13 protein-coding genes, 2 tRNA genes and 1 other RNA gene are annotated in these 14138 nt (G+C 41.3%); 2 read left to right on the forward strand and 14 right to left on the reverse strand.

What is annotated here, in order from left to right; all coding sequences use genetic code 11:
• From HYS07_10655 to mraZ, 4 genes are all read right to left on the reverse strand, one after another.
• On the reverse strand, positions 1–372 hold a 372-nt coding region (locus HYS07_10655), incomplete at its 3' end, for a hypothetical protein (GenBank protein ID MBI1871633.1).
• Positions 373–1293, reverse strand: coding sequence for a 16S rRNA (cytosine(1402)-N(4))-methyltransferase RsmH (gene rsmH, locus HYS07_10660; GenBank protein ID MBI1871634.1), 921 nt, complete (start codon positions 1291–1293; stop codon positions 373–375).
• Position 1294: 1 nt separating this feature from the next.
• Positions 1295–1558, reverse strand: a complete 264-nt coding sequence (locus HYS07_10665; GenBank protein MBI1871635.1) for a hypothetical protein — start codon at positions 1556–1558, stop codon at positions 1295–1297.
• Between the two features lie 100 nt (positions 1559–1658).
• Positions 1659–2117 carry a division/cell wall cluster transcriptional repressor MraZ gene (gene mraZ / locus HYS07_10670; GenBank protein ID MBI1871636.1) on the reverse strand — a complete coding sequence of 153 codons (459 nt, stop codon included), beginning with the start codon at positions 2115–2117 and terminating at the stop codon, positions 1659–1661.
• A 479-nt stretch (positions 2118–2596) separates the two neighbouring features.
• Between mraZ and HYS07_10675 the strand changes: the two genes are divergently transcribed.
• Both HYS07_10675 and rnpB read left to right on the forward strand, forming a co-directional pair.
• Positions 2597–3742, forward strand: a complete 1146-nt coding sequence (locus HYS07_10675) for a Fic family protein (protein ID MBI1871637.1) — start codon at positions 2597–2599, stop codon at positions 3740–3742.
• An 85-nt stretch (positions 3743–3827) separates the two neighbouring features.
• Positions 3828–4415: RNase P RNA component class A (gene rnpB, locus HYS07_10680), an RNA gene on the forward strand.
• Between the two features lie 433 nt (positions 4416–4848).
• Here the strand turns inward: rnpB and HYS07_10685 are convergent.
• The 10 genes from HYS07_10685 to rpoD form a co-directional block, all read right to left on the reverse strand.
• Positions 4849–5523, reverse strand: a complete 675-nt coding sequence (locus tag HYS07_10685) for a hypothetical protein (GenBank protein MBI1871638.1) — start codon at positions 5521–5523, stop codon at positions 4849–4851.
• A 166-nt stretch (positions 5524–5689) separates the two neighbouring features.
• A complete protein-coding gene (gene gcvPB / locus HYS07_10690) occupies positions 5690–7120 on the reverse strand; it encodes an aminomethyl-transferring glycine dehydrogenase subunit GcvPB (GenBank protein ID MBI1871639.1) in 1431 nt (476 codons plus the stop codon).
• Positions 7101–8474 (reverse strand): aminomethyl-transferring glycine dehydrogenase subunit GcvPA, encoded by a 1374-nt coding sequence (gene gcvPA, locus HYS07_10695; protein MBI1871640.1) that lies wholly within the window; start codon positions 8472–8474, stop codon positions 7101–7103. The genes gcvPB and gcvPA overlap by 20 nt, the downstream gene beginning before the upstream one ends.
• On the reverse strand, positions 8475–8861 hold the full coding sequence (gene gcvH, locus HYS07_10700; GenBank protein MBI1871641.1) for a glycine cleavage system protein GcvH: 387 nt from the start codon (positions 8859–8861) through the stop codon (positions 8475–8477).
• A gap of 22 nt (positions 8862–8883) precedes the next feature.
• Positions 8884–10032, reverse strand: coding sequence for a glycine cleavage system aminomethyltransferase GcvT (gene gcvT, locus HYS07_10705; protein MBI1871642.1), 1149 nt, complete (start codon positions 10030–10032; stop codon positions 8884–8886).
• A complete protein-coding gene (locus tag HYS07_10710; GenBank protein ID MBI1871643.1) occupies positions 10032–10799 on the reverse strand; it encodes a hypothetical protein in 768 nt (255 codons plus the stop codon). Before HYS07_10710 ends, gcvT begins: the two co-directional genes overlap by 1 nt.
• A 373-nt stretch (positions 10800–11172) precedes the next feature.
• Positions 11173–11246, reverse strand: a tRNA-Val gene (locus HYS07_10715).
• Positions 11247–11296: 50 nt separating this feature from the next.
• Positions 11297–11704 (reverse strand): hypothetical protein, encoded by a 408-nt coding sequence (locus tag HYS07_10720; protein ID MBI1871644.1) that lies wholly within the window; start codon positions 11702–11704, stop codon positions 11297–11299.
• A 279-nt stretch (positions 11705–11983) separates the two neighbouring features.
• Positions 11984–12057, reverse strand: a tRNA-Ile gene (locus HYS07_10725).
• A 258-nt stretch (positions 12058–12315) separates the two neighbouring features.
• Positions 12316–13998, reverse strand: a complete 1683-nt coding sequence (rpoD, locus tag HYS07_10730) for an RNA polymerase sigma factor RpoD (GenBank protein ID MBI1871645.1) — start codon at positions 13996–13998, stop codon at positions 12316–12318.
• Positions 13999–14138 lie beyond the last annotated feature (140 nt).

The following is a 14138-nucleotide window of genomic DNA, read 5'->3' on the forward strand; positions in this document are numbered from 1 at the left end:
ATCTGAACTCACTAAATCACTTTCATAAAAAACCATCGGTTCATGAAGTTTGACCATCGTCCAGCCTTTGGGAATACTTAAAAGAAGTCCCTTCTCCTCAATTTTATTCAAAATACGACTGGGCATTTTAAGGGCTGCAAGATCCATTTCTAAGCTTCTAGCCTGTTTTGAAAGTTCAAGCACGGTCCTTTCTCTTTCTTTAATTTGGTAACCTATTCGAACGGATTGTACATTCTGCCAAACATAAAAAAGAGCAAGACCCACGCCTAAAACTAAAAATGCAAACGTTCTTAAAATCACCCACCACCGTGTTGCACCCGCCTGACGGCGTTTCGTACGCAAATAAACCTGGCTATCATAACGACGCATCATTCACCCCCTTTTTTCAATGGCCCTTAACATTGCACTCCTGGCCCGATCATTCATTCGTACTTCGTCTGGAGAGGGTCTCACGGGTTTACGTGTCAAAAGTCGTCCTTGAGACCCTCTCAAAACTTCCCCCCCTCGCCCTGAAAGTTTTCTAAAAGAGCGTTTCACCATTCCATCCTCTAGCGAATGAAATGAAATCACAACGAGTCTCCCTTGAGGCTTCAGAATATCCATCGCCTTGAACAGCGTCTCCTCCAAAGCCCCCAACTCATCATTCACATAAATCCTCAAAGCCTGAAAAGTTCGAGTGGCTGAATGAATTTTTTGTCCTTTATAGCGAAAACCTATTGTATCTTCAATCAACCTCGCTAGTTGAAGCGTTGTTTCAAAAGGAAATCTCTTTCGATCCTTCACAATTGCTTTTGCAATCGGACGAGAATAGCGTTCCTGGCCATACTCAAATAAAATATTGGCCAATTTCTCCTCACTAAAATGATTTAAAACCTCTCTTGCCGTCATGGAAGAAAGAGAATGGGCTCTATTCATTCTCATATCGAGGGGACCATTTTCTAGGAAGGAAAAACCCCGCGTGTTATCATCCAGCTGATACGATGAAACTCCCAAATCCATCAAAATGCCATCCACCTCATGAATATTTAAACTTTTTAAATGCTGATCTATCCCTCTAAAATTTCCATGAATCCATTGAATATTTTTCGAGAACTCATTGAGATTTCTTTTAGCCATCTCTAATACTTGAGCATCCTGATCCATGGCAATCAGCATCCCCTTTGGCAAAATTTTTTCTACAATTTCTCTTGCATGTCCTCCCAATCCCACCGTTAGATCAACAATCAAGGCCCCTGGCCTTAAATTTAGAAACTCCAAAACTTCTTTAACAAGAACAGGGGTGTGCGAAAACACATTAAAAAATTTTCCCTGAATTTTTCTTGAAAAACTTCTCGAGATAAGGACTCATGCCTAGCGTTTTCAAGGCTGCATTGAGCATTTTCATTTTTTTGATTCTTTCAATCAAAATCTCTCCCCGTCCCAAAAAATCTTCCGTCAATTTCCTTTTATCTTGATTGAGCAAACGATGAAAATGGTAGGGTTCTTTGAACTGATTTGTCCGGCTCAAATTTCCATTAAGATTCAAAAGTCCAATCAGATGACGATGTTTACCGACCATGAATTCCCCCCTTTCTTTGATTTTAGATTGCGGATTTCGGATTGCGGAATTTTAAAGAATTAATTCATTAAATCCGCAATCCGCAATCTAAAATCCAAAATTAAATAACGTTCCCCCCTTGCGAGGACTCGAACAATTTTTCAGCAACTTCTTCATAACTCTTACTCGACTCCGTTACAAAATGATTCCAAGAAGACTGATCCCAAATCTCAATTCGATTCAAAACTCCAACAAGCACCACATCCCGATGAATCCCTGAATAAGCAAGCAAGGGCTGAGGAACAATAATCCTGCCTTGCTTATCACTAACGACCTCAAAAGCTCCTGAAAAAAACATTCTCGAAAAATTTCGGGAGTTCCCTTGGGTCATCGGCAGATTTTTCAGCTTCTGTTCAATGAGATTCCAATCAGGTTCAGTGAAAACAAAAATACATTTTTCAAGACCGCGGGTTAGGAAAAAGCGCTCAACATAAACTTCCTTAACAGCTTCACGAAATTTGGAAGGAATCAAAACGCGGTTTTTATGATCCAAAGAATGGCGATACTCACCATAAAACATAGCTCCGACCCCCTTTAAAAGTGGTTCAAAGTTCAAGGTTCAAAGATTTGGCATGCTCGAGTTTTTCCCTTAAACTTTGAACTTCTAACTTTGAACTGTCTTATTTACCACATTATCCCACTTTTCACCACTTTGATTAAATATTAAGGTCAAAATCACCCACTGTCAAGGGAGAATCAATAATTTTTTAGTGGTTACATAAATGAACAACCGTGAAAATACAAAAATCAAACATCCCTCCCAAGGGCGTGGCTTGCCATAGGCGGCAAAAATCTTGTCGAACAATGTAAAACTTAAAATGTCTCCCTTGCAATGGCGTTAGAAATTTTGGATTTTAATATGTCATTTTGAACTTTGATTTTTGGATTTTGAATTAAAAGTGAAGAGTTACAATTCTTCTTGAAAACCGCTTGACTACTTATTATCGATTTTTTATTATTTCGATAATAAAGATATATGCTATTTTCATTGAAAGCTCTATGACCCAAGCCAACATTCCAGGACATAAAATACGCTGTCCTGAAAACTATACAGCCTTTATCCCCAATCCCCTGCCCCCCAAAATCACCTGGAGCCAGGAATTGATACGCTCACTCTCGGATGCTGACCGTGCCCTGGGACAACTTGCGGGAGAGAGTAGGAGCTTACCTAATCCCCATCTTCTGATCCGTCCTTTCATAAAGCGTGAGGCCGTTCTCTCAAGCCGCATTGAGGGAACACAAGCCACATTGGGCGAACTTTTAGCGATGGAAGCAGGAGCAACGATTGATCGCAGTACAGAGGACCTTCGTGAAGTCGCAAATTATGTTGTCGCACTCGAGCATGGAATTAAGCGCCTAAAAACATTACCCTTATCTCTTCGACTCATACGAGAATTACATAAACACCTCATGGCAGGAGTACGTGGAAGTCATGCCACACCAGGTGAATTTCGGCATTCACAGAACTGGATTGGACATCCAGGATGTACACTGACCAATGCCTCCTACGTTCCGCCTCCTCCGACTGAGTTGATGTCATGCCTTGATGCATTTGAAAAATTCTTGCATGACCGCTCATTGCCACCTCTTCTTCAGATCGCTCTTCTTCATTACCAGTTTGAGGCCATTCATCCATTCTTGGATGGTAACGGTAGAGTAGGACGTTTGCTAATGACATTGTTTCTCGTCGAACGAAATATTCTTCCAACCCCCTTACTTTATTTAAGCGCTTTTTTCGAGGCGACAAGACGAGATTATTATGAGCTCTTGTCGGGTGTGAGTCACCGTGGAGAATGGGAGGCATGGCTTAGTTATTTTCTGAACGGAGTCGCACGACAATCAGAAGATGCACTCAGCCGAGCTCAACGAATCAATCGCAGACTTGGGAAGTGGCGTAAAGACGTTACCGGAACCGCGTCGAAAATACCTCTGATGTTGGTTGATAGGCTAGCCACCAATCCCTATATCACGATCAATCAGGGCATGAAAAAGCTTGGTGTAGCTTTCACAACCGTGCAACGTGCTGTGGAAAAGCTCGAAAAATTGTCCATTGTGAAAAAAGTTGGCAATGCCAAACGTGACCGTGTTTATTGTGCAAAGTCCATCTTATCCATCCTCGAAGAACCCGCCAAATTGATCCCATGAGACAGTGTTTTAGGGTTTAACTATTTTTCGAAGAATTTCTTTTGAATTTGAGATATACTGGTAGCTGGTGAGGGGTGACCCATAGAGAGTAAGCGGGAAGATCGCCCCCCCACCTGTTGCGATGGCCGTTTAGGCCATCCAGCAGAGCGTTGCGTTGTTTTAGCAACGCTGCAACAGGTGGGGGGGAGGAAAGTCCGAACTCCACAGGGCAAGGCGTTTGATGTTAAATCAGACCTCTCATTTCAGATGAGAGAGGGAAAGTGCCACAGAGACAATACTACCCCGACGTGACGTCTGGGGAAAGGTGAAAAGAGAGGAGATGTCCTTCGGGGCTACTCTTCTCCCCCCCACCTGTTGCGATGGCCGTTTGGGCCATTCAGCAAAGCGTTGCGTTGCTTTAGCAACGCTGCAACAGCTGGGGGGGTGGAAAACCCCGCCTGGAGCGAGATCAAATAGAGGACGAGGGGGCTGCCCGCCCATTGTTCCGACCTAACGTCGGGGCGAGTCCCGGGTGTGATCGCACGAGAGAAATGATCTTCGCCCAGCCTATTTAAAAAGGTGGCGTTGCGAAAAATAGAATTTTCGATAGAATTTATGTGTGCGATCGCAATGGCCAAACATTAATTTTAAAATAGGCTGGGTACAGAATTCGGCTTACAAGCTTACTCTCTACGGGTTACCCGTTACCTGTTCGTTACCCGTAACCCGTGACCTGTTACCCGTTACCCGTTGCGCGTTATGCGTTGCCCATTACTGGAAACGGGAAACAGGTAACGGGTAACGTTTTTACTGTGCTCCTAATTTTCCATCCCGAACAAATTGCAAGAAGTGGATCGTAAAGATGCAAATTCCTATAGAAATTCTTAAGAGTCTAAAGAATTGAATCTGCCAAATATTTTCTTTCGAACGTAAAATGCGCCACAATCCCTCAGAAACTAAAAAAGCTCCCGCCGTAAAAGCCCAGTAATCAACGACGATAGGGCCCCGCAAAGAAAAAAAAATTTTTTTAGTCAAAAAACATGCTAGGACAGAAATTAAAATTGCTCCGATCAGAGAAAAATTTTTACGCAATTTAAACCTCTCTTTCAACAATGTTTTTCCATCCCTCACCTCTCACCAGTAACCCATTTTCCCTCATCAGTCCACATCTGAGATTTATATTTTTTTTTCAAAGTTTGAACAGGATCTTTTATGGAAAGCAAATAATTGGGTTCTTGAACACAATTCATTTTAAAAACTTCTTCTATTCCAGCTAAAACAGCCTGTTTGAAACAATCAGAAGAAATTCCAATCTGATTAAGCATCACTGTGCCTTGATGAAGCATCAAATGTTTTCTTCTCCTTTGAGCACCTCCAACAATTTTCATTCCTTGATACAATAAATCACCCGAAGAAGGCGATTGAAAACAAAACTGAGGTTTTGAAATTTTAGAGTCGTCATAAATTTCAGTTAATACTCCTAATTTCCTAAAAGCTTTTGAAAAGGCCAAATGGATCCAATGATAACTATCTCTTACAGAATCTAAGAATGAAAGAGAAGAAAGATTTAAGACTAAAGAAAACGTAAAATCCTCTCCATGAAAAACAGTTCCTCCACCCGTCATGCGTCGAACAACAGGGTGAGAGAAAAAAGAGGGATTCATTTTTTGAAAATATCCAATGGAATAAGCGGGTCTCAGCCATTGATAAAATCTCAATATGTTCTTCCCTTCAATAAAAAGGGCCTCATCCACCGCCATATTTTGGAAAGGATTACCAGGACCTGTATCAAACCATTTCATTCTTCAAAAACCTTAAAGTCTCTTAAATTAAATAATGTAGACTGCTCAAAAAGAGCCAGTTTCAAGGCGCGTGCAAGCGACCGCGGAGACGTACGTTTTATGGTACGTCGACAAGGAAGTACCGCACGCAACTTTAGAAAATGGCCTTTTTCAGCAGTCTGATACCTTACCACACTAGGCGTAGTTCTTTTGCTGCCTTCACTTCATCTAACCTTCGAACAGGAGTTCGGGTGGGGGCTTCGTGAAGAAGATCAGGGTTTTCCTTGGCCTCTAAAGCAATTTTTTCTAAGACTTGAACAAAGTGGTCGAGTGTTTCTTTCGTTTCCGTTTCTGTAGGCTCAATCATCATGGCTTCTTCAACGATCAAAGGAAAGTAAACGGTAGGGGGGTGAATTCCATAATCCAGAAGCCTTTTTGCAAAATCCAGGGCTCGAATGCCATGTTTTAAATAGGGTTTAGCTGAAACGACAAATTCATGCATGACCGGTCCTTCATGAGGGGCTTCGAAAGTTTTTTTCAATTTTGAAAAAAGATAATTGGCATTGAGAACTGCGGCTTGCCCAACCTTATCAAGCCCGTCCCTTCCCAAAGTTTGAATATAAGTGAGGGCCCTTAAGAGAATTCCTACATTCCCATAAAAAGATCGAATCCTTCCCACAGAATCGGGAAGATCATATTTTAGCGTATATTGATTTTCTTTTTTCTCGACCCAAGGCGTAGGTAAAAATCGAGCTAAAGGGGTTTTCACACCGACAGGGCCTGCTCCAGGACCTCCGCCCCCATGAGGCGTTGAGAAAGTTTTGTGCAAATTAATATGAACAATGTCAAACCCCATATCTCCAGGCCGGCATAATCCTAAAAGAGGATTCAAATTGGCTCCATCATAGTAAAGCAGTGCCCCTACTTGATGAACTTTTTCAGCAATTTTAAGAATGTCTTTTTCAAACAAGCCTAATGTATTGGGATTGGTCAACATCAAACAAGCAACATCCGTTGAAAGAACTTCCTCTAACTTTTTTAAATTGACATGACCCCATTCGGATGGAACAGAAACGATGTGAAAGCCCGCCAAATGAGCGCTCGAGGGATTCGTTCCATGAGCAGAATCAGGAACAATAACTTTTGTTCTTTTTTGATTTAAATGCCGAAAATGAGCACGAACCAAAAGCATTCCTAAAAATTCTCCATGGGCTCCCGCGCAAGGTTGTAAACTAAATCGGTCCATTCCAGAGATTTCACAAAGACTTTTTTCGAGTTCATACATCACCGTAAGAATACCTTGAGAAAGGCCTTCAGACTGATACGGATGAATTTTTGAAAAACCCGGCATTGAGGCAACCACTTCGTTCATCTTGGGATTATATTTCATTGAACAGGATCCCAAGGGATAGAAATGAGAATCGATAGAAAAATTCAAATGAGAAAGATGCGTGTAGTGGCGTACCAATTCAAGTTCACTTAAAGAAGGAAGGTCCGCCTTATTTTCACGTAGAAATTTTTTAGGAATTAAATTTTTCGATATCCCTTCGATATCATCTGGGGGTAAAGAAGATGCCTTCCTTCCGGACCGACTGAGTTCAAAAATTGTTTTTTCCATGAACTTCCTCCCTTGCCTCTTCACTGAGAACTTGTGCAAATTTTTTAATTTTTAATTCACTCATCATTTCGGTCACACAAACAAGAATAGCATCATCCAAATCTGGATAAAATTTTGTCAAGGCCAATCCCGGAATGATTTTGCGTTTTTCAAGCTTTCGAATTAAATCTCGAGGAGCAATGGGAACGCGTAAAACAAATTCGTTAAAAAAAGGCTCTGAAAAAGCAAGTGAAAATCCTGGCAAGCGACTGAGAAGCTGTGCTGCAAAATGGGCTTTTTTTAGATTGAGAAGTGCCAGTTGACGAAATCCTTCGGGCCCGAGTGCCGAAAGGAATACAGCCGCTGAAAGTGCATTTAAAGATTGATTCGTGCAAATATTCGAAGTCGCCTTCTCTCGACGAATGTGCTGTTCACGAGCTTGTAAGGTAAGAACGAATCCACGTTTTCCATCCAAATCCTGTGTCATTCCAACCAAGCGACCCGGTACTTTTCGAACGAATTCCCTTCGGCAAGTTAAAAAGCCAAAATAAGGGCCTCCATATTGGAGAGCATTTCCTAGAGACTGTCCTTCCCCAACACAGATATCCGCTCCCATTTCACCCGGAGATTTAAGCAAGCCTAAGGCCACGGGATAAGCCACCACAATGAGAAGAGCGCCATACTGATGGGCCAATTTCCCCATTTCCTCAATTTCTTCAAGGGTTCCAAAGAAATTGGGCCATTGAACAACGAGAGCCGTAGCCCCTTTCTTTAATTGATCTTCTAAATCCTCAACATCCGTTGAACCATTCTTTCGGCGGATGTCAATCACGGCCTCTCGGGTTGAAGCCAAATAGGTTTTCACCACTTCACGATATTCAGGATGAACCGTCTCAGAAATAAGAATTCGCTGAGCATGGGGATGAAGTGCCATCGCCATAAGAGCCGCTTCCGCTGTCGCAGAAGCCCCATCATAAAGCGAGGCATTCGAAACTTCTAAGCCGGTTAATCGAGCCATCATCGTTTGATATTCGAAAATAGCTTGAAGCGTCCCCTGGCTTGCCTCGGGTTGATAAGGCGTGTAGGAGGTTGAGAATTCTCCTCTGGAGACTAAGGCATTCACCACACTTGGAATAAAATGATGATACGCCCCAGCCCCAAGAAAAATATCATGCGTTTCGACCGTTGCATTTAAATCAGACCATGCTTTAAATGATTGAAGGATTTCAAATTCCGAGCGACCCAGATCTAAACGTCCTTTCGTCCTTTTTACATCAGAGGGGAGAAGTCGATTGACAAGATCTTCCATGCTCGAGAAACCAATTTCTTGAAGCATTTCTTTCCAATCTTCTGGTGTGTGAGGAATAAAATCCATCTAGGCCTGTGCTCCCACTAAATCCTGATAAGCCTTTGATTCTAACAATTCCTCAAGCTCTTTTGGACTTTCAATCGTTATTTCAAAAAACCAACCTTCACCGTAAGGATCCTGATTCACCAAACCCGTTTCCTTTTGGAGTTTATCATTAATGCGAGTGACTGTCCCTGAAATGGGGGCATAGATATCCGAAGCCGCCTTCACTGATTCAACCACTGCACAGGGATCTTCCAATTTTATTTTTTGACCCACTTTAGGAAGCTCGACATAGACAATATCTCCCAACTCCTTTTGTGCAAAATCGGTAATTCCGACAATGCCTGTTTTATCTTTGACAGAGACCCACTCATGGGTTTTTGAATATTTTAAATTTTGTGGAATACTCATAAAATCTCATCGCCTTTCATCGTTAGTGGATTGATTGAACCCACGAAATCTCATCCTGTGGTTTAAACCTTTTTGCAATTCCCCCTTTATAAAAAGGGGTTTTTACAATTTCAGCCAAACGCTCACTCTCTCGAATCAAAATATAGATCGGGCTTCCAATGGATGAATATTCAATGCTGACATATCCTAAACCAATGTTTTTCCCCAAGGTTGGAGAATACGAACCCGAGGCAACCCATCCAATTTCTTTCCCATCTTTCATGATCGAACAACCATGGCGTGGAATGGCTTGGTCAATCATTTCAAATCCGACTAATTTTTGTTTTATTCCTTTTTGCCTTTCTTTTTCCAAAGGAGAGCGACCTATAAAATCACCCTTGGTAAAAGATACCGTCCAAGATAAACCTGATTCTAATGGGTTTTCTCTTTCAGTCATGTCATTTCCGTAAAGAAGGTAGCGAACCTCTAGACGCAAGGTATCTCGAGCCCCAAGACCTATCGGCTTAATACCATAAGACTCGCCCAATTTTAAAAGTTCTTCCCAAAACTGCACACCATGAGACTTTGGAATTTCAATTTCAAACCCATCTTCCCCCGTATATCCCGTTCTTGAAACAAGAAGTTGCTGATTTTGCCAGGGAAGATATTTAAAGTGGTAATAGGAAATTTGATGAATGGCAGGCCCGATCATTTTTTCGATTAATCCTCTTGAGAGAGGACCTTGAACAGCGATCAAAACAGTTGAATCTGATGTATTCTCAATCAAAACGTCATACTTTTTTACCTGTTCTTTTAACCAAATTTCATCCTTCGTAACATTGGAGGCATTCACCACCAAAAGAAATTCGTTCCTATGATTCTGATACACCAAAATATCATCCAGAATCCCTCCATCAAAATTACAAATGGGTGTGTAAATAATTTTCCCGTCCTCTAATTTCTTAATATCATTGGTAATGACCCACTGTAAAAAATCAAAAGCGCCCTTCCCCTTAACCCAAAGTCTTCCCATATGGCTAATATCGAATAGTCCCACCGCATTTCGGACCGATTGATGTTCCTGCAAAATGCCTTGATAATAAATAGGCATCAAAAAACCCCCAAATTCGGCCATACGAGCTTTCTGGCGAATATGAAGATCATAAAGAGGAGTTCGCTTCAAATTTGACATCAGACAGACTCCTTCTCACCCTCACTGGAAGAAGGCTCAGGAGCCGAAGAGGCATCAGAAGGTTCTTCGGGGAGAAATAACAAGCGTGCGCAATTATCACAAGCCACTAACTCTTTTTCTCTTCTAACATTAACAAGAACTTGAGGAGGAAGAAGCGTATGGCACCCTTGACAGCTGCGATCCACAATCGGAACAAGGGCCTTGCCATGGAGATGGGCCAAAATTCTTGTATATCGACGGAATAAATCTGGATTGACATCTTTAAACGAAAGATCTTTTTCTAATTTTAATTGAGCCAGCTTCTTTTCTACCGCTTTGATTTTGGCTTGAAGTTCTTGTTCTTTCTGAGAGAATTCACGCTTTAAGGTTTGAAGTTCAGACTCGAGCTTTTTAATGACTTGATTCTGCGCATCGATTCCCATCATTTTTTCAAGAATTTCATCCTCCAGACGTGAAATCTCTATTTTAACCCCAAAAATTTCTCTTTCCAAAGCCTTATATTCTTGATTGGTCTTAACACTCATGAGCTGACCTTCTTGCTTTTGACGAAGGGTCCCCTTACTTTCAAGATCAATTTCAACCTTTTTATGATTGACCTGAAGATCTTTAAGAAAAGCTTTAGAAGCATCAACCTCTTTAGATTTTTTATCAACAACCTGTTTATATTGATCTAATAATTTTGGAAGATTAATTTTCTCATCTTCCAAAATCAATATTTCTACATCTTTTTCTTGTACCTTTAAAAGCTTCTTTAAATCTTCGGTCATAGATTAATTTTTCTAATTTTAGGTTTTTTGTATTTTGAAAAAAATTTCTGGTTCTCGCCCTTCTATGTTTTTTCGTTTTTCGAACTTTTAACTTCTAACTTTAGACTTTTAACTTATTTTTAATTGGGCAACGCTGGGCTCGAACCGTCGTCGTCAAACCCTTCGAGGGCTTTGACTCCTCCCGTGAAAGGCAACCCCTGGTTTCCTTTCACGTGCTTTCCTTCCTTCATAGGAATCAAAATCTCATCGGGGAGACCAACTGTTCTCCCCAGCTCACCTTCGCTACGCTCCGGCTCGCTCCCCTCTCCCGGTTCTCGTCCTTCTATGCTCAGTTTTTCAACTTTAAACTTTTAACTTTTAACTTATTTTTAATTGGGCAACGCTGGGCTCGAACCAGCGACCCCTACCGTGTGAGGATAGTGCTCTAACCAGCTGAGCTAGTTGCCCATAAAACAGTTCAAAGTTCAAAGATTAAAGAAAAGAAATTAAACTCATCTTTATAAACCACTCATCTTCGACACAAGTTCGTCCAACTTCGCTAAAATGTCTTCTCTTTCATCCCTTGAAAATCCGCTGGAGGACAATCTCTCTTTTCGAACCAAATAAACCTCTGTCTGATGAGACGACAATGAATAAAGATAAAGACCGTAGACTGCCCCATATTCCCCTAATTCTGCAGATCTAGAACCAAAAATTTCAATCCGTTGAGAAGAATGATTCACCCGTTCAACCACCAGACCTATTTCTTTAAAAGCCGTTTCTCCGATATCCGCCATTTTCTCTTGGGCGACATCAAAAAGAATTCCTTTTTGCTTTTTAAATTCAACATGTTCCAAGTCAGATACCGTTTGACAACCCATCAGGGGAAGAAGAATGACAAGAAAAATGAAAAGTAGTTTTTGCACAAGAACTCCCTATTGTGTACAAGAAAAAATAAACTGCGCCCATTCTATCACAATACAAAGGAGGCTCAAGAGAAACAGTTTAAAGTTTAACCCCGTTATTCAACGGGGCAAGAGTTTAAGGCTAAAAAAAGCCAAAGGCTAGAGGCTGGAAGCCATTAAAGATGGCTAGAAGCTAGAGGCTAGAAGCACTACGCTGTTTCTTTCTAGCATCTAGCTTCTAGCTGTCTTTATGCTTTTCCTCCTTGAACTTTGAACCTTAAACCTTAAACTGTTTTAAAATGGGCCCACTAGGATTTGAACCTAGGACCAACGGATTATGAGTCCGCTGCTCTAACCAGCTGAGCTATGGGCCCAAGAGAAACAGTTCAACCCTGTCATACGATCCTGTCATACGACAGGACGGACAGGACGGACAGGGCAAGAGTTTAAGGTTAAACAAGCTAAAGGCTAGAGGCTGGAAGCTAGAGGCTAGAAGTAGTAACGTATTTGCATCTCTAGCGTCTAGCTGTCTTTATGCTTTTCCTCTTTGGACCTTAAACTCTTGCCCCGTTGAATAACGGGGTTAAACCTTGAACTGTTTTAAAAAAAGGGATAAGCGAAAAGGAAAAAGTTTATATCGAAATATAATCCAAAAAGCCCTTCAGTTTTTTGGAACGAATGGGATGACGCATTTTCTTAAGAGCTTTGGCTTCAATTTGACGAACACGTTCTCGGGTTACATTAAAGACCTTCCCAACTTCTTCCAAGGTTCTAGGCGAACCATCTCCAAGACCAAAGCGAAGCCTTAAAACACGCTTCTCCCGAGGAGTCAAAGTCTCTAAAACATATTCGATCTGCTCTTTTAAAAGACTGTATCCCGTTGCCTCTGCTGGATTGCGAATACTCTTATCTTCAATAAAATCTCCAAATTGACTATCTTCTCCATCTCCAATGGGAGTTTGAAGAGAAATAGGATGCTGAGAAATTTTCAAAATCCCGCGAACTTTTTCGACGGGGATATCCATCTCTTCAGCAATTTCTTCAGGGGTCGGTTCTTTCCCATATTCTTGAACCAACTTTTTAGAGACACGCACCAACTTGTTAATCGTCTCAATCATGTGAACAGGAATACGAATGGTTCGAGCCTGATCCGCGATTGAGCGTGTAATGGCCTGACGAATCCACCAGGTTGCATAGGTGCTAAATTTATAACCTCGTTTATATTCAAATTTATCCACCGCTTTCATCAGCCCTAAATTTCCTTCTTGAATCAAATCTAGAAATGAAAGACCACGATTGGTGTATTTTTTGGCAATACTGATCACCAGACGTAAATTGGCCTCAACCATCTCATCTTTGGCTGACCTCATTCGATTGGTCCATTGATCGAGAACCTCTGCCTCTCTCTTGAAACCATCCAAAGTCGTTCCTAAACCCTCTTCGAACCTTTTTAATTTTCTGCGCTCGTTTTTAATGCGAACCCTCCGAAGCTTGGGCGATTCTCCTGGACGAACCATTTCAAGCTCCCTTTCGGAAGTTAAAACTTTATCTCTTAATGAAAGGACCTTATCGACTAACTCATCAACCACTTCCTGCCTGAAATAAAACTTCTTCATGATGTTGTTGAGTTTTTTCTTTTGCTCATCCAACTTTTTGAGCCGCCGATTGCGAACTAATTTTGAAGATCTTTTCCTTAAGAGCTTTCCGGAAATCATCATCTCTTGATCGATGGCCTCCACCTGAGAGCAAAGGCGAGGAAGAGCCGCAAAATAACGATCCTTATTGGCGACAAATTTATCAATGACAACACGGTCAAAACGCTCCTTACCTGCCATGAGACGACGCGTAATCAGAACGCTTTCCTTGGGAACATTTCCAAAGGTAAAAAGGATCGAACGAATCTCGAGATCAGCCTCCTCAATTCTTTTGGCAAGTTCAACTTCCTGTTCTCGGGTTAAGAGGGGAACCTTTCCCATCTGCTTAAGATACATACGAACAGGATCATCTAAAATTTCAAGCTTTGAAGACTCCTCTTCCTCGGAAGCCTCCGTCTTAGCCTTGGCACTCTCTACGGGTTTCTTCTTTTTCGCATCATCAATAATCTCAACATCCATGCTTCGAAGAAGAATTAAAAGAGATTCAATTTCATCCGCAGACACAACATTTTCTGGAAGGACCTTATTAATGTCATCATAGGTTAAGGTCCCCTTTTCTCCAGAGATTTTCAACAATTCTTTAATTTTTAAATTACGCTCTTCTTTATTCATAGTATTCTTGGGTTTTAGCCTTTTTAAATAATGTAGGCAATTCTCCATGGCTTGCCATGGGGAATTTTCATCTACTATAGCACCGTTTACCTTGTGCCATTTAGGCACAAGTTTGCTCTGGTTTGATTATGACTTCACCTTCTAAGACACATAAAAATGAAAAAAGATAAAAAAGAAATAAAAAAATA

The sequence above is a fragment of the Chlamydiota bacterium genome, assembly GCA_016178055.1.
In the GTDB taxonomy this organism is placed as follows: Bacteria; Auribacterota; JACPWU01; order JACPWU01; family JACPWU01; genus JACOUC01.